Source organism: Shewanella sp. Actino-trap-3 (genome assembly GCF_002836275.1).
GTDB lineage: Bacteria > Pseudomonadota > Gammaproteobacteria > Enterobacterales > Shewanellaceae > Shewanella > Shewanella psychromarinicola.
The window spans coordinates 2577166-2602180 of the sequence record NZ_PJCE01000001.1 but is presented as its reverse complement, the minus strand read 5'-3'; the positions used below and the strand labels follow the sequence as shown (position 1 = coordinate 2602180).

Annotated in this window: 21 protein-coding genes and 1 riboswitch; of the genes, 9 read left to right on the top strand and 12 right to left on the bottom strand. The window is 42.1% G+C overall.

Going from position 1 to position 25015, the window contains the following annotated elements:
• Positions 1-171 precede the first annotated feature (171 nt).
• A complete protein-coding gene (locus tag CXF80_RS11020; RefSeq protein WP_101032911.1) occupies positions 172-1164 on the bottom strand; it encodes a class 1 fructose-bisphosphatase in 993 nt (330 codons plus the stop codon).
• Between the two features lie 168 nt (positions 1165-1332).
• Between CXF80_RS11020 and CXF80_RS11015 the strand changes: the two genes are divergently transcribed.
• Complete coding sequence (locus tag CXF80_RS11015) at positions 1333-3636, top strand: S9 family peptidase (RefSeq protein WP_101032910.1); 2304 nt, start codon at positions 1333-1335, stop codon at positions 3634-3636.
• Positions 3637-3753: 117 nt separating this feature from the next.
• Here CXF80_RS11015 and arcA read toward each other — a convergent pair whose 3' ends face one another.
• Positions 3754-4470, bottom strand: coding sequence for a two-component system response regulator ArcA (gene arcA / locus CXF80_RS11010; protein ID WP_101032909.1), 717 nt, complete (start codon positions 4468-4470; stop codon positions 3754-3756).
• A 675-nt stretch (positions 4471-5145) separates the two neighbouring features.
• On the opposite strand from arcA, the gene CXF80_RS11005 reads away from it, so the two are divergent.
• The 3 genes from CXF80_RS11005 (at position 5146) to CXF80_RS10995 (ending at position 8696) form a co-directional block, all read left to right on the top strand.
• Positions 5146-5589: a DUF3293 domain-containing protein gene (locus CXF80_RS11005; RefSeq protein ID WP_101032908.1), complete on the top strand. Its 444-nt coding sequence runs from the start codon at positions 5146-5148 to the stop codon at positions 5587-5589.
• 273 nt (positions 5590-5862) lie between these two features.
• Positions 5863-6035: riboswitch (Lysine riboswitch) on the top strand.
• A 134-nt stretch (positions 6036-6169) separates the two neighbouring features.
• Positions 6170-7576 (top strand): lysine-sensitive aspartokinase 3, encoded by a 1407-nt coding sequence (gene lysC, locus CXF80_RS11000; RefSeq protein WP_267898630.1) that lies wholly within the window; start codon positions 6170-6172, stop codon positions 7574-7576.
• Positions 7577-7580: 4 nt separating this feature from the next.
• Entirely contained in the window at positions 7581-8696 is a 1116-nt protein-coding gene (locus tag CXF80_RS10995; protein ID WP_101032907.1) for a succinylglutamate desuccinylase/aspartoacylase family protein, read from the top strand.
• A gap of 157 nt (positions 8697-8853) precedes the next feature.
• Here the strand turns inward: CXF80_RS10995 and CXF80_RS10990 are convergent, their stop codons facing one another.
• The 10 genes from CXF80_RS10990 to CXF80_RS10945 form a co-directional block, all read right to left on the bottom strand.
• Positions 8854-9990: a site-2 protease family protein gene (locus tag CXF80_RS10990; protein ID WP_101032906.1), complete on the bottom strand. Its 1137-nt coding sequence runs from the start codon at positions 9988-9990 to the stop codon at positions 8854-8856.
• A 214-nt stretch (positions 9991-10204) separates the two neighbouring features.
• A complete protein-coding gene (locus tag CXF80_RS10985; protein WP_101032905.1) occupies positions 10205-10576 on the bottom strand; it encodes a DUF4144 family protein in 372 nt (123 codons plus the stop codon).
• Between the two features lie 36 nt (positions 10577-10612).
• Positions 10613-12280 (bottom strand): DUF342 domain-containing protein, encoded by a 1668-nt coding sequence (locus CXF80_RS10980; protein WP_101032904.1) that lies wholly within the window; start codon positions 12278-12280, stop codon positions 10613-10615.
• A 185-nt stretch (positions 12281-12465) separates the two neighbouring features.
• Positions 12466-13503, bottom strand: coding sequence for a methyltransferase (locus tag CXF80_RS10975; RefSeq protein WP_101032903.1), 1038 nt, complete (start codon positions 13501-13503; stop codon positions 12466-12468).
• Between the two features lie 87 nt (positions 13504-13590).
• Positions 13591-14883 (bottom strand): alkaline phosphatase, encoded by a 1293-nt coding sequence (locus tag CXF80_RS10970; RefSeq protein WP_443019088.1) that lies wholly within the window; start codon positions 14881-14883, stop codon positions 13591-13593.
• 83 nt (positions 14884-14966) lie between these two features.
• Positions 14967-15920, bottom strand: a complete 954-nt coding sequence (gene gshB / locus CXF80_RS10965) for a glutathione synthase (RefSeq protein ID WP_101032901.1) — start codon at positions 15918-15920, stop codon at positions 14967-14969.
• A gap of 41 nt (positions 15921-15961) precedes the next feature.
• Positions 15962-16702 carry a 16S rRNA (uracil(1498)-N(3))-methyltransferase gene (rsmE, locus tag CXF80_RS10960; protein ID WP_101032900.1) on the bottom strand — a complete coding sequence of 247 codons (741 nt, stop codon included), beginning with the start codon at positions 16700-16702 and terminating at the stop codon, positions 15962-15964.
• A 50-nt stretch (positions 16703-16752) separates the two neighbouring features.
• Positions 16753-17454 carry an endonuclease gene (locus tag CXF80_RS10955; RefSeq protein WP_232772211.1) on the bottom strand — a complete coding sequence of 234 codons (702 nt, stop codon included), beginning with the start codon at positions 17452-17454 and terminating at the stop codon, positions 16753-16755.
• 137 nt (positions 17455-17591) lie between these two features.
• A complete protein-coding gene (locus CXF80_RS10950) occupies positions 17592-18200 on the bottom strand; it encodes a SprT family zinc-dependent metalloprotease (RefSeq protein WP_101032899.1) in 609 nt (202 codons plus the stop codon).
• Between the two features lie 86 nt (positions 18201-18286).
• On the bottom strand, positions 18287-19471 hold the full coding sequence (locus CXF80_RS10945; RefSeq protein WP_101032898.1) for a hypothetical protein: 1185 nt from the start codon (positions 19469-19471) through the stop codon (positions 18287-18289).
• 786 nt (positions 19472-20257) lie between these two features.
• On the opposite strand from CXF80_RS10945, the gene CXF80_RS10940 reads away from it, so the two are divergent.
• The 5 genes from CXF80_RS10940 (at position 20258) to CXF80_RS10920 (ending at position 24997) form a co-directional block, all read left to right on the top strand.
• Entirely contained in the window at positions 20258-21580 is a 1323-nt protein-coding gene (locus CXF80_RS10940; protein WP_101032897.1) for a sigma-54 dependent transcriptional regulator, read from the top strand.
• Between the two features lie 224 nt (positions 21581-21804).
• Positions 21805-22422 carry a hypothetical protein gene (locus CXF80_RS10935; RefSeq protein ID WP_101032896.1) on the top strand — a complete coding sequence of 206 codons (618 nt, stop codon included), beginning with the start codon at positions 21805-21807 and terminating at the stop codon, positions 22420-22422.
• 25 nt (positions 22423-22447) lie between these two features.
• The gene (locus tag CXF80_RS10930) at positions 22448-23515 is read left to right on the top strand and encodes a hypothetical protein (protein WP_101032895.1); all 1068 of its coding nucleotides are present in this window, start codon (positions 22448-22450) and stop codon (positions 23513-23515) included.
• Positions 23516-23568: 53 nt separating this feature from the next.
• A complete protein-coding gene (locus CXF80_RS10925) occupies positions 23569-24273 on the top strand; it encodes a C39 family peptidase (RefSeq protein WP_232772087.1) in 705 nt (234 codons plus the stop codon).
• 10 nt (positions 24274-24283) lie between these two features.
• Complete coding sequence (locus tag CXF80_RS10920) at positions 24284-24997, top strand: hypothetical protein (protein WP_101032894.1); 714 nt, start codon at positions 24284-24286, stop codon at positions 24995-24997.
• Positions 24998-25015 lie beyond the last annotated feature (18 nt).

The following is a 25015-nucleotide window of genomic DNA, read 5'->3' as shown; positions in this document are numbered from 1 at the left end:
TAGTGGGTATTTAAGTTATTGTAAAGAAATGCTTCTTTACTCTTGCCTAATGATTCAAATTTGTATTTTGGTTAACTGTGTTTATTCGCTTCAGTCAGATCATCAATGAGTTCAACTGCAGCGCAGAAATGAAAAAACCGCCAACAGGCGGTTTTTCTATAACATACTTAATTAATCAATTGATGGCTCTTCGCTGTAATCAATACCGTGGTAGCTCAAGCAGGTGTCCACTTCGTTGGCGCTGCCTAAAATTACCGCAACACGCTGGTGGATTGCCGTTGGCTGAATATCCAAAATCGTTTCATAACCCGTTGAGGCTTTTCCGCCAGCTTGCTCAACCAGCAATGCCATTGGGTTAGCTTCGTACATTAAGCGCAATTTGAATGGTCTGGCTGGATTTTTATTATCGGTAGGATAGGTAAAAATACCACCACGGCACAATACACGATGCACATCACCTACCATCGCCGCAATCCAACGCATGTTAAATGATTGCTCGCGTGGGCCTATTTCCCCGAGTAATAAATCGGCAATGTAGGTTTGTACTGGCGCTTCCCAAAAACGTTGGTTTGACATGTTAATGGCAAACTCAGCCGTGTCTGGGGTGATTTGAACGTTATCATCGGTCAGTAAAAATTCTTGGCTGTCGGGATCAAGAGTATAAAACTGGGTGCCTTGGCCAGTGGTTAACGCCATCATGGTTGATGGGCCATATAATACATAACCCGCCGCCACTTGTTGACGGCCAGCTTGTAAAAAGCTTTGCTCATTTAGCGCACCGGTAGGTGCTGGCAAGATTGAAAAAATGGTGCCCACTAATGAGTTAATATCAATATTTGACGAGCCATCGAGCGGGTCAAAACACACTAGGTACTCACCTTGAGTATTAACTTCAACCACGTAATCCTCTTCTTCTGAGGCTAAACCGCGAACATGGCCATCGGTTTTGAGAGCATTTTTAAGCATGTCATTGGTGATCACATCCAGTTTTTTCTGGGTTTCGCCTTGAACGTTTTCTTGATCGGTTGCGCCTAAAACGCCTGCTAAGGCGCCGCGCCGAACCGCAACACTAATGGCTTTTGAGGTGTCCGCTAAGGTGAATAATAATTGGGTTAAAGACGAGTTTACGGATTGTGCGCTAAGGGTTTGTGCCAAAGTCTGCATGGTATTTCCTATGACATGTGTGAGGTTTAAGGTCGATTTTGTACATTATTATGCAGCAAATCATACCCCACAATAGCGCTAATTTCAGCGATTGTTGTGTCGGGTTTTGGTTTTAGAGCAAATTAAGGCAAAATGTGGGCGGATTGAATTGCCCAAGGATTAATAATAATGACAACAACATGGAAGCATCATGCTTTAGCGGCAGTATCTGTCGTGCCACTTCTTTTTTCCAGCCCGGTTTTTTCAGTAACAGCAAACGTTAAAGGCAGCATTATGAACTCATCTACCACCGCGACATTGACTGCGATACCAGGTAATAATATGCCACTGACCATTGAGCGTATTAATGCGTCACCGGCATTAGCAGGTTCAAGTCCTCGTGGATTAGCCTTGTCACCTAATGGTAAGCGGGTGACTTATTTATCGAGTCGAGCTGATAACCAGCATTTCTATGATTTATGGCAAATGGATATCGCGACAGGTAAGCGCAGCGTGTTGATTAATGCTGAACAATTAGACGCAGGGGAATTATCTGATGAAGAGAAAGCTCGCCGTGAGCGCCAACGTATTTATGGCCAAGGGATCATGGAGTATTTTTGGTCTGAAGACAGCCAACATATTTTAATTCCGGCTGCGGGTAAATTGTACTTATTTGATGTTCCAACGAATAACGTGGTTGAATTAGCGATTGGAGCAGGCTTTGCCACCGATGCGCGTTTGTCACCTAAAGGCCACTTTGTGTCGTTTGTACGCGATCAAAATTTATTCATATTAGCCTTGGACACACACAAAGTCAGTGCGTTAACGACCGATGGTAAAGGGCCGATTAAAAATGCCATGGCAGAGTTTGTCGCCCAAGAAGAAATGGATCGCATGACAGGATATTGGTGGGCGCCCGATGAGTCTGCTATTGCCTTTACTCGAATCGATGAAACGGGTGTTGAGTTAGTGACCCGTAATGAAATTTATGCCGACGGTATTAAATTAACCGAGCAGCGTTACCCTTATGCTGGCAAAGCTAACGTTGAGATTGAGTTAGGCGTTGTTTCTCTAACCGATTGCCGCATTAGTTGGATTGATTTAGGCAAACAAAAAGACATGTATTTACCTCGTGTTGATTGGTTGCCAGACAGTCAACGGGTGTCATTTCAATGGCAAAGCCGCGATCAACAAACATTGGACTTACGCATAGCTTCGATAACCAAACCGAAACAAGTAACAACGGTGATCGAAGAGCACAGTAACGCTTGGGTTAACCTAAACAATGACTTGCACTTTCTCAAGCAACAATCGGCCTTTATTTGGGGCTCTGAACGTGATGGTTTTCATCACCTGTACTTATTTGACTTACAAGGTAAGCAACTTAAACAGTTAACCCAAGGTGATTGGGCGGTCGATGCGCTTGAATTTGTCGATGAAGCCACGGGCTGGGTATATTTTAGCGGTCGTAAAAACAGCGTGGTCGAGCGTCATTTGTATCGGGTTAACTTGAAACAAGGTATGGACTCCATTGAGCGAATTAGCCAAGCATCAGGTATGCATGAGGCAGTATTTGCGGATAAAAAGCCGGTTTATTTAGATTACTTTAGTAGCTTACAGCAACCGCCACAAATAAGTTTACACAATGATACTGGCAAGCATTTAGCTTGGGTTGAGCAAAATGAAATTGATAACAACCATCCTCTGAATGATTATGCGGGTTTATGGCAAATGCCTGAGTTTGGTCAAGTAACCGCTGAAGATAACCAAGCACTGCAGTATCGATTATTTAAACCGGTTCCTTTTGATGCAGCTAAACAGTATCCGGTTGTGGTTAGGGTTTACGGTGGGCCGCATGCGCAGTTAGTGGTCAATAGCTGGAGCGAAGCGGATTATTTTACTCAGTATTTACTGCAGCAAGGTTATGTTGTATTCCAGTTAGATAATCGGGGTTCGGCTCATCGAGGTACTCAATTTGAGCATGTGATTTATCAAAATATGGGTGATGCGGAAGTGAGTGACCAAAAGGTCGGGGTAGATTATTTACGCAGTTTACCTTTCGTTGATGGTGATAACATTGCCATTTATGGCCACAGTTATGGCGGCTACATGGCGTTAATGAGTCAGTTTAAGGCGCCAGGTTATTTTAAAGCCGCTATAGCAGGGGCGCCAGTAACCGATTGGCGTTTGTACGATACCCATTACACTGAACGTTATATGGGCAACCCAGAAACCAACAAACAAGGTTACGACGCCAGCAGTATTTTACCTTACGTCAAAGATTATCAGTCGGGCTTATTGATGTATCACGGCATGGCTGATGACAATGTACTGTTTGAAAACAGCACTCGAGTGTATAAGGCATTACAAGATGAAGGTAAATTGTTCCAGATGATGGATTACCCGGGGTCTAAGCATTCAATGCGCGGTGAGAAAGTCCGTAATCATTTGTATAAATCATTAGCGGCATTTTTAGATCAACAGTTAAAATAAGCGATATCTTTTTAAATGATTAGTTAAAAAGCAGACATAAAAAAACCAGGTGAGACCCACCTGGTTTTTTATTGCGGTTAACTTAAACGGTTAACTTAAACGGTTAACTTAAGCGGATTAAGCTTCTAAGTCGCCACAAAAACGATAGCCTTCACCGTGAATAGTCGCGATGATTTCTGGCGTGTCAGGTAAGCTTTCAAAGTGCTTACGGATACGACGGATCGTTACATCAACAGTGCGGTCGTGGGGTTTTAACTCACGGCCGGTCATTTTTAGCAGTAAATCAGCACGAGTTAAAATCTTGCCTGGATTTTCAACAAAATGAAGCATCGCACGAAATTCGCTGCGTGGTAGCTTGTAAGATTCACCTTGTGGAGTAACCAAAGAGCGGCTATTAATTTCTAGGCTCCAGCCGTTAAAGCGGTAAAACTCAACAGAACCTTTTTCTTCGGTTTCTGCCGCCGCATTATTAACGCGAGTTAACAGGTTACGGGCACGGATCGTTAATTCGCGAGGGTTGAATGGTTTAGTGATATAGTCATCGGCACCAATTTCAAGCCCTAAAATTTTATCAACTTCATTGTCTCGACCGGTCAAGAAAATAAGACCGATGTTATTAATTTCACGTAGTTCACGTGCTAATAATAAGCCGTTTTTACCTGGTAAGTTAATGTCCATAACAACAAGGTTTATCTTGTTTTCTTGCATGGCTCTATGCATTTCTGCGCCGTCATTGGCTTCGGTGACAACATAGCCTTCAGCTTCAAAAATACTGCGCAATGTATTACGAGTTACTGCTTCATCTTCAACAATTAAAATGTGCGGATTTTGCATAATATATACCTGATTTTATAAAATTCGATTCTAGCCACGGTGTGCTAATAGATTGCAATAGCGCGTTAACATATGCGCTATTATTCCGATATTTTTGGGTGTTTATCTATGTCTACCCTGAATTAAACACTCTCTATAAACTCGATGACGTAACGCTTAATGCGGGTTACTGAGTCTGCTTGCGTTAACTAATTGCCATTACGCTAAGGTACGCGTTTACACTTATGCATGATGGTGTAAAAAGTGGTGTAAAATTTGTTGCACCTAGGCTTACTTACTATGAATGCCATTTAGAAAGATAGTTCCTTCCTGTCGCAAACTTATTTAATCGTATTAATGTTTTATCAAATGTAGAACAAATTTAGTACGACTGTAAACTTTACATCAATAAATCTTCACGCTCACAACAATATATGCTGAGATTTTCAGGTGTATGTAGCCAACTTTGCTACAATGATTTAATAGTGCGTGATGCTATTGTACTCGTTTTAGGCATTTGTTAACAAATTAAATGTTAAAAAATTAATATAACAGTCAAGTATATAAAAGATTAATATTACTAAGTTGATAATAATAAATGATTTTTAAGTATTAAACTGGTGATTAGATCGCAAATCTTTTCGATATCTAACCTAATTGTTAGACTCATTTTGGCTTAATTAACGAAAAAATATTATGGAAAATGTTATCGATACATTGTGGTATGAATATCAAACGACTCATTTTTTGTTCACCCAACGCCTTTCTAATGATTTCCCATTTGCTATAGTTACCGCTCATAACCCCCGGGGGACTAGCCTCTCACCGAGTCAAAATCGTTTACTTGATCATCAGCTTCAATCTAAAATCCAACAGTATAATCGGCCCTATCGTGCTTTAATCGGTGCGGCCGCTGATTGGTCACATATGGAAAAAAGCTGGGCAGTTTTTATTGATAAAGAACAGGCTGTTGAGCTAGGAAGAGAGTTTAATCAACATGCAATTTATTACGTTAATCAAGGTTTGATATCTCTGGTTGCGTGTCTTGATACCATCAAACCTGACGTTGAAATGGGCGCATTTAATCAGCGATTACGGCTGGTTAATGAACTGCCAGAGATTAGTTTCTATACTGGATGAGCGCTGGGTTAATTTAGAGCGCTTAATCGCTACCGAATGTTTTGAGTCATAAATCGAGACAATAAAACATATATTGTCTCGATTAATTGCGTTATTTGGTTTTTTTTGCGTATGTATTGGCTTTTTTCTAATATAGAACAATGACAGATCAGCTATCGCTACGACAGATTATCTAACAACAAAGATATTTTTATCAAAACAGTGTTTTTTTACTGGGTTTGTTGATTGACTTGTTAGGGCATTTGTTGCTATTTTCAACAGCTCTCCTTCGGGAGAAACAGAAGAGGAGCGTTAACTAGGTAGTAAGTGAGAGGATGCCAGTCCGATGACAACTTATGATGGAGATTAGCGCCGAGGTATCAGTTTGTTTGGCGAACATTGATATCGGTCGTTTAGGCTGAATCCTAACGATTGTCACCTTTTTTTGGTGGAGAGCTTCTGGTGATGATTGCTGTTTCCCTTCTATAAGGGTGCGTTATCTTAGCACCAGGCTCTTCGAACGTAGTGTGTTCGGAGCGTATATCATGTTAGTAAATCACGTCTTATTTTCTAGTCTTTGGCAAACTGCGGAGGCATCAGTATGAGCATTATCTCTGAAACTGTTGTTCTTGAAACCGTGGTGCCTGAAATAGCCACATCAGAATTAGTCGTAGCCAAATTTGGCGGTACGTCGGTTGCTGATTACGCCTCTATGAGTCGTTGTGCCAATATTGTCTTGGCTAACCAAGCCACTCGTCTCGTGGTGGTGAGTGCCTCCAGTGGTGTCACCAATTTATTAGTTGAGCTGACTCAAGCTAATGTCAACGATGAACGACGACTAGTACTCCTTAAGCAAATTGCTCAAATTCAATATGCGATTCTCGATGAATTAGGCCGTCCACAAGACGTGGCGGCCAGTATTGATAAAATTCTGAGCCGAATGTCAGTATTAAGTGAATCGTTAGAACTTGATCGCAGCAAAGCGATTATGGACGAATTGCTGTCAACGGGTGAGCAATGTTCATCGATTTTATTTTCAGCGGTTATTCGGGAAAAAGGCACCGCTTCAAATCATTTCGATGTGCGTCAGGTGCTGCGTACCGACAGCTATTTTGGCCGTGCAGAACCACAGATTGAAGTCATTTCAACGCTTGCTGGTGATTTTTTAAAACCCTTACTTGCTCGTTATATCATTGTCACCCAAGGATTTATTGGAGCTGATGACAGTGGCCGAACCACAACATTAGGCCGTGGTGGCAGTGATTATTCGGCGGCATTACTGGCTGAAGCGCTCCGTGCCACAGCGGTTGAAATTTGGACCGATGTCGCCGGTATTTATACCACTGATCCACGGCTTGCACCTAATGCGCGTCCCATTGCCGAAATTAGCTTTAATGAGGCGGCTGAGATGGCCACCTTTGGCGCTAAAGTATTGCATCCCGCCACCATTTTACCGGCTGTGAGACAAAAAATTCAGGTGTTTGTGGGATCAAGTAAAGCCCCTGAAATGGGCGGAACTTGGATCCGCCATCAAGTAGACGATACCCCAGTATTTAGAGCTGTGGCATTGCGCCGCGATCAAACATTACTTAACTTGCATAGCTTACAAATGTTACATGCTCAGGGTTTTTTAGCAGAAACGTTTGCGACTTTAGCTCGACATAAAATTTCGGTGGATCTCATTACCACCTCTGAAGTTAACGTGGCATTGACCTTAGATAAAACCGGTTCTGATTCGAGCGGACACGGCTTGTTAAGTGAGTCATTATTGCAAGAGTTATCGCAGCATTGTGGTGTTCGCGTCGAAGAGAACTTAGCCTTAATCGCCATTATAGGTAATCGTATTGCATCGACTGCGGGTGTTTGTAGTCGCGTATTTAAGGTGCTGGAAAACCATAATGTAAGGATGATTTGCCAAGGCGCCAGCCCACATAATTTATGTGTCCTAGTGGCAGAGTCGGAAGCGGCGCAAGTGGTTAATGCCTTGCATCAAAATCTGTTTGAGTAATCATATGACTAAAGCAATACAATCGTCAGTGCAGGTCGGAGAACTAGCGACGGGGCAAGCATTGACCGTGCCGTTATATACATTCTCTGGCAGTGAGTTGTCTTCGCCCAGCGTTTATATTCAGGCCAATGTTCATGGTGCCGAAGTGCAGGGAAATGCAGTGATTTATCAACTGATGACCTTGTTAGAAGGTTATCAAGTACTAGGTGATATTACGCTTGCGCCATTGGCCAATCCATTAGGGATTAATCAAAAGAGTGGTGAGTTTACCTTAGGACGGTTTGATCCGATAACTGGGGTGAATTGGAACCGAGAGTATTTTGATCACAATATCAAGGTGCAAGCTTGGTATACCGAGCATCAACATTTAAACGATAATGAACTGTTTCAGGCTTATCGTTCAATGTTGGTTGGAGCTTGTCAGGCTCGATTGGAGCTCCCTTTTGGGCTCTCTACCGGTCATCGGTTGGCTGTAGGTATACAAACCATGGCACATCAAGCAGATATAGTGCTTGATTTACATACTGGGCCTAAGTCGTGCAAGCATTTGTATTGCCCTGAGTATGATGCGGATGCGGCGAGATTTTTTTCGATCCCATACACGCTGATTATGCCTAATAGTTTTGGCGGAGCGATGGATGAAGCCACGTTTTGTCCATGGTGGCAGTTAACCGAATATGCCGCGAGCCAAGGTCGTGAGTTTTTGGTACCCGTGTCTGCATTTACCTTAGAGCTTGCCAGTCAAGAACGAATTGATTTAGCCGACGCATTAGAGGATGCCAAAGGCATATTGGCTTATTTAAGTTATCGTGGTGTGATTGCTGAAAAAGTCACTCCAGCAGATATGCCTCGATTTGGTTGTTATTTATGTGACTACAAAAAGTTTCATGCACCTAAAGCTGGTTTAATCGAATATCGCGCGGTACTGGGTGAGCCGTTAGCAGCAGGGCAACCATTGGTGAATATTTTACGCATTGATCTTTATGGCACTGAACAGGCTTATCAAGCCATTAGTTTACCCATGGATTGCGTGCCAATTTTACACTTTGCTTCAGCGTCAGTTCACCAAGGGACTGAACTGTATAAGGTGATGACCAAGGTGTTTTCGATAACCCACTAATGTGATGTTATAACCCCCGTTTTGATACTAAATCCTCTCGGTGTTGCTTTGTAAAACAGCTATAATAATGCCTGCATATTGCAGGCATTATTATTATCCGTTTTGAGTTCTCTGAAATAGAAACGTTGTAATAGGAACTCAGTCTATGGGCGGTTAATTAGCTGCCTAAAATCTGCAGTGGAATGGCCAACATCTCGTCGCCTGAAGCGGCAAAGTACCAAATAATACCTACTAAGCTTGCCACTGTGAGCAAATACCATACGGTAGAGAAAATTTGTCCGTAGCGATCTAAGGGTAATAAATGGCTTTGGTGGCGTCCACGCCATTCGACAATGATTTCGATACTGCCAATAAGCAGCAAAAAGCCGAGAAGCGCTAAGCCTAAGCTATAGCTGATAAAGACCCCTATAGCGGCACCCGCGGCACAGGCGACCAGGCCAATTAAGCTGTTCATGGAGAAGCTAATACTTTTCAGAATATGGCCGCCATCAAGCGGTAAAATGGGCAGTAAATTAAATAGATTTAGCAGGGCGTTGAATGCCGCTAACCCAGCAAAGAATATGTTACCTGTTATCCAATAAAGTCCGACACAAATAATTGATAAAATCAGCCCAAAAGTGGGGCCCATAATTGAAATATACACGTCTTGCCAACGGGTGTTGATCCGCTCATCACTTAACGCTAAGCCACCAACAAAAGGGATTAAATAGATACCTTTTGTTTTCATACCGAAATGCTTCATTGCTCGAATATGACCGTATTCATGGAACATTAAGCAACCGATGAGTGCTAAGGCAAATTGAAATGAAAATAGCCAAGAATAGGCTGCAACACTAGCACCAGCAAAAAGGACTTTAACCACTTTGGCACTTTTTAACAGTTTAAAACCTAATGATGCAAGTCCAACAACACTGATTTTTTGAGTTTTTACCGCGGCGACTTCAGGGGTTTGACGTTCAATCTCTTCAACGGTTCTTTGCCCTTGGGTGATGGTTTCATCATCAATTAATAAGCAGTAATCAAGCTGGAATGGCTGCCAGTTAACATCGATTTCTAATCGCACTGGTAGTGAACCAATACTTGGCTTAACGGTTTCGTCATCGTTAGTATTGGTTTCAGTCGGGACGGATGTGTGCGTTGTCAGTTCAAATGAATGGATATGAAAGGCTTGGTCGGAAGCACTCGCAGACTTTTGCGATACCAGTTGATTGTCCCAATAAAGTTGCTGCCAACCCGCAATCGAGCCTTCTAATCGCAGACGTTTACCTAGACATTCAATATTTAATAATTCCATTAAGGATTCTCTGGGGTTATGGACGTTGAGCATCGGGCATTTTGCCAGAGCGATGTCACTAGCTCAATGGGTTCGACAATTATATTCGTTAATCTTAATTTTAATCTTAGGTTTACGACTGAGTGATTAAGCTAAGCATTACGTCGGTAAGGTTAAGGTTGATAACAGTAAAAACGCTGTGATATGGCTGTTATCTAAAGCGGAAGTCACGCTTTTAATAAAGCTGTTCTAATTCGGCAACGGTGGCGATACCTTGTTCAACGGTCGTAAAGATTATCTTTGCACTGCAACAATGGCCTTGAAACTGGCCAAATTGACGGACAAGAGGCAACATTTGCAGTACGTTCATTTGCTGGTCTTGTTTCACCAAGTAGGGGAGTTGTGCCACATTATTGTTGGCAACGTCGACTTGTTCAGCGATTTCAATGTGGTAAATGCAACCTGCGGTGTCGATCAGTTTATCGTGCAAGCAGACGGTAAATTGATTGGCGCAAATAAAGCTTAACCAGTCTTGGTGGTTTGCCAGATACATTAATTCATCATCTTGATCAAATTGCAGTATGGCGGGCCAATGTATGTGTTGCATAGTTACCTGTAAATCAATGTGGGTTGGTTTAATCTGCTAACGGTTGCTGTAATCGTATGAAATTTCTTGATTCACATTTTTAACAACACATGAGGCATGTTCGCGTTGGGTGCGATTAAACGCATTGCCAATATGAATTTCCACGTTATTAAAAATGTATTTTTCTGCTTTGATAAAGTAATTATTATAGTAATTTTCTACTTCAATAAGATTTTGATTATATTCTACTTCTTCCTTTGTTTGCTCCTCGGTCATCTGCTTCTTTTGGTCAAGCATCATTTTGACTTGCTCTACCATACCCGCATCACTTTGCCATTCAGCTTTGGGGGGCAATTTACGCAGTCTGGCCTCGAGTTCTAATCCGGCGACAACCATGCCTTTGATGCCGGCATCCAGTTCTTTGAGTTGTAGCTTTAGTTCACCTTGATGCATAGCACAAAATAGTTCGGTTTTGGTACTGGCTTTAGCGCCAAGCACAATAGCCCTAATCCCCTTTGCCGCGGTGGCTTTACCGCCGACTAAGTCACCGCGTCGTGATTGAGCATCACTGACGGTAATGCAGCCTCCTGACGTTGAATGACTGTGTAACAACTGTTTAGTGACTAAAATATTGCCCTGTGCTTGTAGATGAGAATATTGCACAAATTGGGCACAGATTTGGCCGGTGGCGGTAATCTTGGTACTGAGATCTTGGTCTTTAATTAACCGACCAATGATGCCTTTGCTGACAATAACGTCACCTTGCGCTTCAATGGTGGCTGAGTCAACAAACCCCATGACGGTAACATCACCACTGGCTTTGACTTCCATCCCTTCATGCACATCGCCGGTAATTAAAATACTACCTTTAAAATTCACATGGCCAAAGCGAACATCAACATCTTTAATTTGCAGTATATCGTCGACTTGCATGCCTTGACGGTTTTCAACCGGTTGGCCTGGAACTGTGGCGATGAGTTTGTTTGGATCCTTAGGGTGTAAGCTGGTGCCGGTCCCGGGCTCCATGGGTTTGTCTTTACCTGTGATTTGTTGCAGTACATCACCATGGATATTAAATCCTGGGTTACCTATGGTTGCTGGGGTTTTAATCATTAATACATCGGTGGGCTTAACGGTAATTAATGCGCCTAAATTACGCATATCGACCGAGCCGTCTTCACGTTCTTGAGGTTGTAATAAACGTTCTCGCGCCAGAGCCACCTTACGGGTTAATGTGGCATTTTCGCCATTCACTGCCGCTTTACCGCAGGCGATAACGCCCTCACAGCATTCCCCCGGTGGTAAAATCGATAAGCGTTGCATTAACGCCATAATGTTAGGTTTACTTAAGCCCATTTTAATTTTTTGAGTTTTGAGGGTATTAAGTACGTCTGATAGAGTGATGTCTTTACCGCCCCAAGCGGAGGTGATTTTCATACTAGCTTGCATTTTATCGTCATTGATATTGATGTCCACTGCACCATCTTTACGTTCAGCTATTGCAAAAAACAGTTCGTGATCCCCTGGATTTTGGCCGCAAAGCGCATTGACTTCAGTGACCGCTTTATTAATGGCAGGGGCAATGGGAAACAACATTGCAAAAGTGGCCTGTGTTAGTAAGGCGTTGATATCCTCTTCTAGCACGGGACCATGAGTATTGGGAATTATGCGTAATTCGGCTTTACTTTTATCTGCGCTTAGTGCGATTAGTGAAGGCTCTAACATAGCATCCTTTGTTGTTATTTTTATATCAGATCAATACTGGAAATAAAATAGTAACGACATAAATTCAAAAATGTTCACTATTTTACCTTGCAGTAAATTTAGCCGATTTTAATCTCCATTTCCAGCAGTAAGCTCGCTTTGTTGTCCATAACTGAAGCTGTGTCACGGGAGGTTCGATCTTGGGATTAACGTTGATGGAGATATAATTTGTACTTATTGTTTTCAGCCAACACATTCACTTTACCAAAATGAGTCGCAATGGTATCAGCATAGGGCAGGTGGCGATTAGCAACAATTTGCCAGACGCCTTTAGGCGCCAAACTGATTGCGCTGGATTTAACAAACTGGGTCGCAATGTCGGTGGTGCTGGTTAACCCATCATGAAACGGTGGGTTGGAAATAATGCCATCAAATTTACCGGTAATTTGATTAAATCCGTCAGAAGGATAGATTTTTGCGTGCATATTATTGGCTGCAAGGGTTAATTCACATGACAGCAATGCCATCGCATTGATATCAATACATTCCATGGCTAGCTTTGGATTGGCTTTTAGCAATGCCGCCGTAATGACCCCTGCACCACAACCAAAATCGAGGACTCTGCCGTGTAAGTTGTTTGGTAAATGCAACAGTAATAGTTCGGTGCCCTGATCGAGACGCTTTTCACTGAAGACCCCTACCACATTGCAAATTTGCAGTTTACCTTGTGGTGTATCTAATGAATATTGGCTTACCCAATCACTGATTGATAGCCTGGGTGCTACTTGAGTTAAATAACTGACATACACTAAACAATGACGGGCATTATCTTGTTTGATGGGAGGTGAGTAATAATCAGGCGTGAGTTTATCAATTGATTTAATCCCACCTTTATTCTCACCCACAATCATTAATTGGCCGTCGATACGTAAATGCTGCGCCGCAAGTTGCAGTAAGTAACCCATTAACGGTTTAGCTTTTGCAAAGTAAATAATAACCGTGTCAAATTTTGTATCAACTAATGAGTCAGGCAGCTGATGGCCAAAATAGCACTGCAATTTATTATTAGCATAGGATGACAATGTTAGGTGATGATTAAAATCCAGCGCTAGGGCAGTGACATTCTCTGCAAACTCAAGACATTGATGCGCAAAAGTATCAGCTTCATAGTTGAGCACTAACACATTATGTTGATGAAAATATTTGCTGTTTCTAATTAAGGCTTGAGAAGGATTTGTTAACACGTCGGTTGCTCATAATGCTAGTGATAAAATACCTGCTGATATTAACACAATCCCCACTTTGATAGCGGGGATTGTGTTAAGCAGCAATTAAGGTGTTTGAACCGATTGTGGTAATAAGCTAAACATTTTATTGGCTATATCAACATTGTCTTGATGGCCACTAAACAATCTGGCGCCGGGGCCCGCTGCGAATACCTGAACATCCATGGCGGTATGGCCGCCACTTGTCCAACCGGTATTAGATTGAATATCAATTAATTTACGCAGTGCAATAGCAAGTGGCTCATTACCTTGCATACGAGCAGTTTGCAATTGACTGTATTCTACTTCGCTTGGGGTAAACCCCAATAGTGTTGCGGTTACGGTCTGCCAATCCTCTGCGGCAATAGCACGCGTGGCAATCACATCTGGGCTAGCTTGAACCTTATGCAGTACTTCAGGATGCCATTCGTATTTGTCGTGTGCGCCCACTGACAACCCACCGGTATTATGATCGGCTGTCACAACCATCAGGGTGTCTTTACTTTGACGAACAAATTGTTCAACCACTTCAATTGCGGCTGCAAACTCATCCATTTCACCCATCGCGGTAGCAATATCGTTACTGTGACCCGCCCAATCAATTAAGCTGCCTTCTACTAATAACACAAAACCTTGCTTATTTTGCGACAGTAAATCGAGTGCCTTTTGCGTCATATGACTGAGTTTATGCGCTTTTTTATCATTAATCCCCCAAGGTAACTGTACATCGGCAAATAGCCCTAATACTTTCGGGTGATGAACCGACTCAAGTTGGGATAGTTCACTAATGTGTTGGTAACCTTTAGCGGTGAACTGCTCAAGCAATGTTGGGGTGAAATATTGCTGGCCACCGCCAAGGATGACATCAGCATCGGTGGTTAAATAAGCCTGTGCGATATCAATATAATTACTACGACTTTCATTGTGAGCAAGAAATGCCGCAGGTGTAGCATGGTTTACTTGGGAGGTAACCGCTACGCCAGTTGACAAGCCTAATGCTTTTGCTCTTTCCATTAAGGTTGTCAGTGGGCGTTTTTCGGTATCAACGGCAATAGCACCATTATAACTTTTGACCCCAGTAGATAATGCGGTTGCCGATGCCGCCGAGTCGGTTACATAACCACTGACAGAAGCAGGGTAAGTGCTTGCCATACCAACGAGTAAGCGATCAAAAACCGTTTGTTCAATCTCTTCTGTCTCAGGGTTATCTTTATAGTAACGATAGGCCGTGGTGTAAGCAGGTCCCATACCATCGCCAATCATAATAACAATATTTGTCGGTCTTGAAGGACCGACAGTCGGCACATTATTACTGGTTGTGTTGGCCTCAATAGGCGAAATAACGACTTCATCAGCCATTGCACCCGTTACGACCAAGCTAGAGACCAATAATAATCTGCTAATTATTCGTTGGTAGGTAGATAGAAAATGCATGATTAATCCTATTTCTGCTGATTGATACGGGCTTCGATGGCATCCATAAGCATGCCGGTAATGTCAACGTCATATGCGGCTTCAATTTCTCTAATGCAGGTTGGGCTGGTGACATTGATTTCAGTTAACTTATCACCAATGACGTCTAAACCAACAAAAATAAGGCCTCGTTTTTTCAATTCTGGACCAATGGCGCGGGCTATTTTCCAATCACTTTCTGATAATGGCTGGGCTACTCCACTGCCGCCAGCCGCTAGGTTGCCACGGGTTTCACCTTTCATCGGGATACGCGCTAATGCGTATGGAACCGGTTCACCGTCAACCACTAAAATACGCTTGTCACCTTGAGTTATCTCAGGGATAAAGGCTTGAGCCATTGCGAACTGCTGGCCATAACTGGTGAGCGTTTCGATAATGACCCCGACGTTAGGGTCATCTTTTTTCACTCTAAAAATAGACGTGCCGCCCATGCCATCTAATGGTTTTAAAATAATATCTTGCTTCAATTGGTGGAACGCTCGAATACGTTTAGCATCACGGGTCACAAGAGTGTCTGGCGTAAACTCAGAAAACCATGCTGTAAACAGTTTTTCATTGGCATCACGTAAGCTTTGAGGCTTGTTAACGATTAATACGCCTTCTTCTTCCGCCCGTTCCAGCATATAAGTGGCGTAGATGAATTCGGTATCAAATGGTGGATCTTTGCGCATTAAGATCACATCAAGATCTGCCAACGGGGTATCAATTGACTCGCCTAATGTAAACCATTGGTTAGCATCTTGCTTTACCGATAATTCACGCATGTTGGCCATGGCTTTGCCGTTGACCATCGCAAGATCATGCATTTCCATATAAAACAATTGGTAGCCACGTGCCTGTGCGGCTAATAACATCGCGAAGCTGGTATCTTTTTTGATGTTAATGTCGCTAATAGGGTCCATAACAATGCCGAGCTTAATCATGTGTTTATCCTTAATAATATCCAAGATGATATCGGTTTGGGTTAACCAATATCGCCAAATTTAACTTGTAATGCAGTAATAGCAGTCAATGATGCGGTTTCTGTACGCAGCACTCTTGGCCCCAATAGAATATCGGTAAAATGCTCAGTTTCGGTCATGGCAATTTCTTCGTCAGATAAGCCGCCTTCGGGGCCAATTAATAATCTTACTTTGTGGTGTTGATCGGTTAACTGTAAGCCATTAATGCCGTGTGAAGCTCTTGGGTGTAAATTCAGTTTTAAGGCTTCGGTAGATTCTTCACACCATTGCGCCAATGTCATTGCAGGGCGAACAACCGGTACGATACTGCGGCCAGATTGTTCACAAGCACTGACGACAATTTTTTGCCATTGTTGTTGTTTTTTCTCTAAGCGATCACCATTAAGTTTGACACCACAACGATCTGAAAATAAGGGTGTAATCCTTGTTACGCCTAGCTCAACCGATTTTTGGATCGTAAATTCCATTCGGTCACCACGAGAAATTACCTGACCCAAGTGCAAGTCTAATGTTGATTCGTTGTTGTTAGCTTGACAACTTAAGACGTTGACAGTGATGGATTTTTTACTTATTTCAATAATTTCAGCTAAGTAATCATTACCATCACCATTAAACAAGCTGATGTGGTCCCCCATGCCCATTCGCAATACTCGGCCGATATGGGCGACACCATCCTCATCTAATTGAAGCGTTTGCCCTTGTTGTAAATTGTCTAGGGGCTGAAAAATGCGTGGGACTCTCATCAGTGTTGACCTTATTTAACCAATTGTTCAAGGGGGAGCTTGATCGTCAATTAACGAACTAAGCCGTTATTTTGGCATTGTTTGAATACAAAATCATTATGATTACCTTGGTTAGCAGCGATTAAGGTATCACGTTGGCATTCCGTGGCGCTGATTGGTTGCATTTTGTTCCATGCGTTAAACAACTTTTGTTGGCTATTACTGATTTGCAGACCATAGGTTTGTTGCATATAAAGGTAAGTTCGAGCGATAGGCCCTCTTGCTTGTTTGGGGGGTTGTGCTTTGCGGCCTTTAAAGTCGATAATCATTTTACACTGCCCGTATTGATCCGCTTTTCCGCCCCAATCACTAAAACGAAAATTGCTGCGATCGCCATTCACCTCACCTACAGCAGGAACAAGATTGTGTAAATCGGCTGCCATTTTTTTAAATGCAGCATTATTTTTATTGCAGTTTTTTCGACCACCGTCTTGCCAGCATTGCAGTTGATGACCAAATTCCCATGCGGGAACCACGTGCTCCCATTCGATACGGTTGGCTCTAATGATTTGTTTTCTGACTTTATAACCACAGCTAGCATGATCCGCTTGCCATAATTTTCCTGCGATGGCGATATCGCAGCCGCAATAGAAGGTGCTGAGTGGTAAGTGTTGTTGGTAAATCTTTTTAGCCATTTTTTTGGCTTGACCGAAACTGCTGGAATGTTCTGCCGCGATAAGTGTGGATGAAAAAATGCCGCACAGAAGCGACACCCAAAAGAACCAAGAGTGTGTGGATGATAAGCGCAAAATAAACCCTAAAATTAACAAAAAACATCATTACAGTGCAGGCTTAGCCTGTCATTTTGGCTGATGTTAAGCCATCGCATGCGATGACGCAATTGATAATGTTAGGTGCTAAAAGGGGTTAATGTTTGTTGGCAACGGCGACAGCGATATTGAGTCTGGCCTCGCACAATTCTGTTGTGACGTCTTATGGTTAATTGCACACTGCCACAACCGCAAAAATATTCAAATTGTTGACCACTGACGGACTGGATATTGAGTTGGTGAGTGGTCTTTGGCGTAATACTAAATGTTGTCATCATGACGCTTTGCCATTCTTTACCGTGAGGTTTTACTTTACCAAATAGATGGAAACACACCAAATGGCTAATTTCATGTGGTACCACTTCGTTAATAAAAATATTTGGATTTTCAGTTAGTAAAACAGGATTGAAGCGCAGTTTATTGGTTTGTAAATGCGCCGTCCCCGCGCTTTTTCCGCGTAAGCTAAAATGTACGCTCGGACGAGGAAATTGACGTTTGAAATATTGCTCTGCTAATTGGTAGTCTGCTTCGACTTTGGCCAAGATCTGCTGTTGTAACGGATCGCTAACGGCAGTGTTCGGCGATTGGTGGGTTCGAGGCCCTACTGATAACGAAGACCCCTTTGTATGGATGTCTTGCGTTAGCGCTTGGTGCGCGCGCTGGGTGAGATTGAAGATATTTTTAAACATGATGAAATGCTTCACTTACCTACACGAATATTCAATGAGAGACTCAAGCAAGCAAAGCATAGACATTTTATATTAGTCTTTTGACATTACAGAGTGCTCGCCGCTGCGGCTATCATGGCACGAATTTGCTCGACGATGTCTGACTCTACTTGTGAGTCGTAGCCTTTAATACGTGGAGTATGAATGTGTCCTACGGGTAAGTTCAAGTTAAATTGGTCTCGAAGTAAAATACTGCGATAGGAAATTTCATTAGATAAATAGCCCCCACCAGAACCTTCAACTGAAATTTCATTTTGTAATTCAGCCAGTGATGATGCCTTAAATTGCCCCCTAGATAAGGTGTTAATTTGATGATTGTCATTGACGCTCCAATGACCTTTCACTGCAGCCATTGCTTCAACGGGCAGAGAAAATTGCACAAACTCAGGGCCATTTAATTTTCCATCGGAAGAAGTGCCACCGTTAAATAACGGCGCTTTAGGATTTCTGTGACTGGCGCCGGTTAATACATTTAAATTGTCTGGTGCCTCTGCACTGCGGTTACGTCCAGGAAAACGTTCGATATCGAAATTTTCCCGGCCCATACTAATGGTAAATACCATATCGACACTGTTTTCACGATAAAAGGGCGTGAGTAACGATTCGATAATACCATTGTCGAAATCGCTAAATCTCACAGGGATCATCACGGTTTCTATCTGTGCTTTTTTACCATTAATCTCAAAACGATAGCCATCAAATGCTAAAGCCGCTAAGCCTGATGGATTACTTTGGCCAATATTTCTATCAAGAAAAAAGGGATCGAAACCGGTCACTAAAATATTAATTTGGGTATCGGGTAAAAATTCAATATCGCTAAAACCGCGAGACGATTTCTCAACCGCTTTGACCAAAATATCACGTTGCCAGTCGGCAACATTAAATCCGACTCTTTCTTGCTTTAGAACGTTACGCATACTTAGACGGCTCCAGTACAACGAGCGATCGTCACTGTGCCCCGATTGTACATCGCGTACGGCTTGCTGCCATAACCTGTGTCCTTGATGCGCCGCCATTTCGGTAACGGCTAACTCATCATTGGATTGGGCTAACTTGACCTCTAAAGTATCACTGATAGCTTGATAACGATTAACCACCTGCGGCATTGTTTGCCCAGCCTTTGATACACGCATCTCTTCAATGTTTTTTTGGAGTTGTCCTGCATTAACTGCATTCGATAGCGTGGCTAATACCAATGAACTTAACATTATAAAAGCGCTGTGTTTAATCATGATGGTTCCTTTAGGGCCTGATATCCATATTGGGGTTATGTTTAACGATGTTACTGCCCGCTAGGCTAGGTAACGTTTATTCTAAGTGACAGTTATAACACAGTTGTTTCGGCTATTTAATAGCACTTTGAATACTTGTACACGTGTAGGTCATTTTTGAGTGGTGGATTTATGTTGATAATTTGTCTGGCCGTTAAACTTACCGTGATATCAATATAATTACTGATTTTTTCTATACTATTGATGCATCTATACCATACTTAGATCATAAAAAAGATGTGGCTGGATATAGCAGAGACACTGAAGATAGTCATCGTTGCGGTTAATCTGGGGTGAGAAACCGTTACAAAGGTGATTATAGGCGGGCAAAGTGTCGTTCTGCTCATGGATGAATATTGAGTCAGATGAAGATAGTTTTTATGAGTGATTATCTTTGTTATCTATTGCGTTACCGATGATATAAGCGATGAGTGAATATTCTGAGTTTATATTTAAGTAACCTCAACTCGGATTAATAGATGGGATAAGTAAGTCCAAATCAGAATATTTGGCCTATTTCTTATCAAACTTGTCATTTGTTTTGCTAACAAGGCGCATTGGCGCGTCAATAGCCGGTCTATTGCAAGTCAATGCAAAACGTTAGCGGAGCAAAGGACTGTTTGATAACCATTTATTATCCTGAACTGAGATTAAGACGTAACATTATCCGGTTATATCTATAGATAAGATGCACAGGCTAACCTTGTGTTAGCACTCTTGTGTTCACTGTATCGGAAGGATATCAAGATGGAACCGTTATTAATGGCAGGTTTTCAGTGTAATGAGCTAAACGAGGTGCTTTGTGGATTACACTTTCAACTTCACTATATTGATAAGTATAATAAAAATAAAATACCTATTAATTGTGCTCTGTGCTTAATCGATCTTCGAACAGAAAATACTATAAATGAAATCACTAACCTGGTGAGAGAGTTAGATCCCAGGATCCATATCATTGTACTCATAAATAAACCACAACTCGACATTGCAGACATTACCACTTTTATTGCCCAATTTGCTTGGGATTTTTGCACCAGTCCAATTGATCCTGAAAGATTAGCGAAGTGCTTGGGTCATGGTCTCGGTCTGTCTAAATTAAAGCAGCAGCATACTCCGCAGCTTGAATCACAGTGTAAAGATAACGAGCAATTTGCTTATCAATCAGATGTAATGCGACAGTTATTCCGTCAAGTTGGGCGAGTGGCCCCGACCGATATCCCCGTGCTTATTAGAGGTGAATCTGGCACGGGTAAAGAATTAGTGGCGACCCAGTTACATCAATTATCTGCCAGAAAAGACGGACCTTTTGTTACGGTTAATTGTGGCGCTATGGCGGCTGGATTAATTCAGTCTGAGTTATTTGGTCATGAAAAAGGCGCCTTTACGGGGGCCACAAGTTCCCGAAAGGGCAAAATTGCACTGGCTAATGGCGGAACATTATTTTTAGATGAAATTGGCGATTTACCCGCTGAACTACAAGTCAATTTACTGCGTTTTTTACAAGAAGGCTTGTATGACTCAGTTGGCGGTAGTATGCCGCAATCGGCTGACGTGCGTATTTTAGCCGCTACTCATGTCAATTTAGAAAATGCTATTGATCAAGGTAAGTTTCGCTTAGATCTTTACTATCGTTTAAATGGCATTACCATTGAAACTCCAAGATTAAAAGAAAGACGTGATGATATCATCGGTTTAGCCAATCGATTTATTCGGGTGTATTCGGATGAATATGGGCTTGCGACTAAGCCATTGTCGCAGTCCGCTTGCCATGCATTATTAAATTATCCATGGCCTGGTAATGTCCGCGAGTTAATTAATCGTGTTCGTCGTGCGGTTGTATTGAGCGACACGCAGCAGATCACTGCTCAAAACTTAGAGTTAATCAATATCGAAAAAAAGCGTCATATCGCGCTCTCGCTTAAAACCTTAAAAGACAATGCTGAAAAACAAGCATTGCAACAAGCAATCTTGATTGCAGATGGTCATGTTGAACTAGCAGCAAGTTATTTAGATATTTCTAGAGCGACCTTTTATCGACTCATGGACAAGCATGACTTAGAACTGATCTAGTCTTGTTAACATTGCGATAATCATATCGTTTGCTTATCGAATCTTAAGAATAAGATTCAGGCTAAAAATAAAATTAATATAGATATCAATAATCTAGCTATTTATATTCTTAATATTAAGAATTCCCCTTCATTTTAAAATTACTATCTATATGAAATATATAAACTTTTATCTTTGGCACAAGGGTTGCTATAACCTTGTATCAAGTATGGAAGGAATATTTTATGGATATTATTAGCAGACTACATCGCAATATATTGCCGTTGTCATTGACGCGAGGAATACCGCTTGGTGTGTTATTGCTAGCTGCGCAATCTTACGCTGATGACTCAAGTGTCATTGGCTCACACGTGATGCAAGGTGCAGGTCGGGCAAGTATTAATCAAGCCGCTGGCGATTTTAATATTCAGTCTAATAGCCACGCTATAGGCCACAGTGCATCCATTCAAACGATTAATTACATCCTATCACCGCAATTAACTTCGCAATCAGAACCCAGCAAGCAACGCATTACGGTAATAGACAGCCAAGCTTTTGCATTATTTCAAGGGTTAGCAAGTATTAATCAAGTGAGTGGCGAGCAAAATATGCAAGCCAATATAGGCAGTATTGCCATGGATTCAACCCTTGAAACCATCATGGGTCAAGGGTTAAACGATGACGCGCTAACCCAAGTATCGAGCCAATTGGCACCTTCATCTTATCAATTATCATATTATCAGGCCGAAATTGCTCCAGACAGTTTTTTGGATGCACAAGGCGTGATGCAAGTTAATCAAATTTCTGGCAATAATAATGTTGCCATTAACCAGTTCTCGTTGCAGTTACCAAGCGGGAATTAATAATCATCGATCGGAGGAATGGAAGATGAAAAAACTCACTCTAGTATTAAGTATTGCAGCCATAATGAGTGGTTCTGCATACGCTAACGGAATGACAGATACAGACAGCAGTGTTGAATTAAATAAAGCCGTCAATGTAACTAAAGACCTTAAATACGAAGGAAAAGTTAAAATTGAAGGTACTATTAAAGCCAACGGTTTAGGTATGGCAGTGGTTGAAAACGTGCAAGAAACTAGCGCAAATATGGTTGAAAATTACTATCATGATAATGATGCTAAAATAACAGGCAGTTCATTTGAAGGCGCCAGCGGTAATATTGGTGTTAACCAAGCAGCTGGTGATTTTAATGCGCAAAGTAATTCAGCTGCGTTAGCTTCTATTGATGCAGGTTTTGCTTTTGGCTCTGGTGATGCTGAAATTTTTAATACGCAAATGGGTGGTTTTAATGGTGTCTGGAATGAAGCCTCAACTAACACATCAACCATCGCGGGTTCTTCGTTTATGAATGCCACAGGTAATATTGGCGTCAACGTTGCTGCTGGTAACAACAATATTCAAGCCAATAATATGGCCGCGTCGACTTATAATGGACGTCTAGGTGAAGCCAGCGTGTCTAATGTGCAAAGCACTGGGCATAACGGCACTATGAACATCGGTGTGGTTCAAGATTCAATTGAGTACGCACAAGTCGGTCTTACATTAAATGCAGCAGGAACCTATGAAGGAACCTCGGCATTAAATGATGCATATTATCCAGAGATCGTTAACGGTAACGGACTACACGATACCCCTCCTGGAACGGTAATAGGTCATATTGATTTTGATACTGAAAATGAAACTGGCGCTGAAGTGATGACCTTTGATGAAGCTGGCGATTTGGCTCTTAATGGTACCGTCAGTGGTCAATTACCTTACATGGTACAAGTCGTGCTTCAGAAGTCTAATAACACTTCATTGCTAGGGGGCAGTGCTTTCCAAAATGCATCCGGTAACATTGGTGTTAACTTGGCGAGTGGTACAGGAAACTTACAGTCAAACAACTTAGCCTTGACAAGTATTACTGGGCCGTCAACCGTTATTTCGGCTGAATAACGCTAAATGAAACGGTATGAATAAGGCAGGGGGGTAACCCCCTGATTCATCTTATGCGCAATATAACCCAATTGATGATCGCACTGTTGATCATTTTCAGTTTTAGTCTGATTAACTACAATTACGCCGCTGAGGTTCCATTAACCGGCGTAGTACCAGGAATGGGAACCTATTCTAAACCTATTCAAAGTATACGTGAGCGCAAGTTTGAACATGTAATACAACAAAAAACCGATTTCTCTTGCGGTGCAGCCAGCCTAGCTAGCCTGTTGAAATATGCCTATGACCGTCAAGAGATTACTGAGCAAAAAGTGTTAATTGGCATGTTAGAGCATGCTGATCTGGCACTGGTTCAAGAGCAAGGATTTTCACTGCTTAATATGAAACGGTATCTGCAATCTCAAGGTTTAAGAGGGCGTGGATATAAAGTCGGTGAAGCTGAAATGTCGTTGCTCAAAATTCCTGCCATTGTGTTACTTAATGATAGTGGTTACAGCCATTTTGTGGTTTTTCGGCGTTATGATGGCGGAGAAGTCTATTTAGGCGATCCCGCTTTAGGTAATCGGATCATGACCATGGCAGAGTTTAATCAGAAGTGGAATGGTGTTGTGTTTGTGGTTATTGGAGAAGATTATCAACGTGATAATCCTTTGCTGCACCCAAGAGCAAAATTAACGTTTAAAGCACTCGACCCTCTGTCGCCACTGACGGACGCAGAGTTGCTCGAATTTGGTTTTTCTTATTCAGATATGCTTTAAGGAGGAAGATATGAAATTATGCATGATGCTACTACTGACTGTCGCTGCACCAGTGATGGCCAGTTCACCTTCGCTGTCTGTGTTTAAACATAGCCAAGTGCTAACAGACTTTGAACTTGATTCAATGAAAGGCAAATACATCAATAGTGGTCAAGATTATTATTTCGGCTTACAAATGCAAACGCAGTTTATCCAAGACAATGGTATTCAACAGCAAGTAGGTATGCAAATCGAAATTGCTCAAGTTGATAATCAACCCTCGATAAGTATTACTATTAGCGACCCAAATGCTATTAATAGTCAAAATGGGTTTCAGTTAGATACCTTGGGGCAAACGGCAGGGTTACAACAACGAATTCAAATTGCCGGCGATGAAAACCTAGCAGTTAATGAATTCGACATGGCCCAAGGTCATTTGACGCCCTTGTTACAGGGGATCAATATTGCAGTGGGGACAACGCTTGTTAGTCATAATGGCAGCACTACTTTTTCGGCTAATGCTAATACGATTGGTTATCAAGTTGACTTGGTTTCGGGTAATGCGAGCCAAGGAATTAGCTATCAAGATGGCAACGGCCAGTTAGTGCAGAGCATTTTTATTAATGGACTCAATCACGGAGTGATAAATCAGTCTACACTAAGGTACGATGGTATGCCTGTTGGACCGATAGAGTCGAATATACTTGGTAGGCAAATCAGTGATTTAACATCTATGGGATTTTGATTTACTCTGTACAAGCCA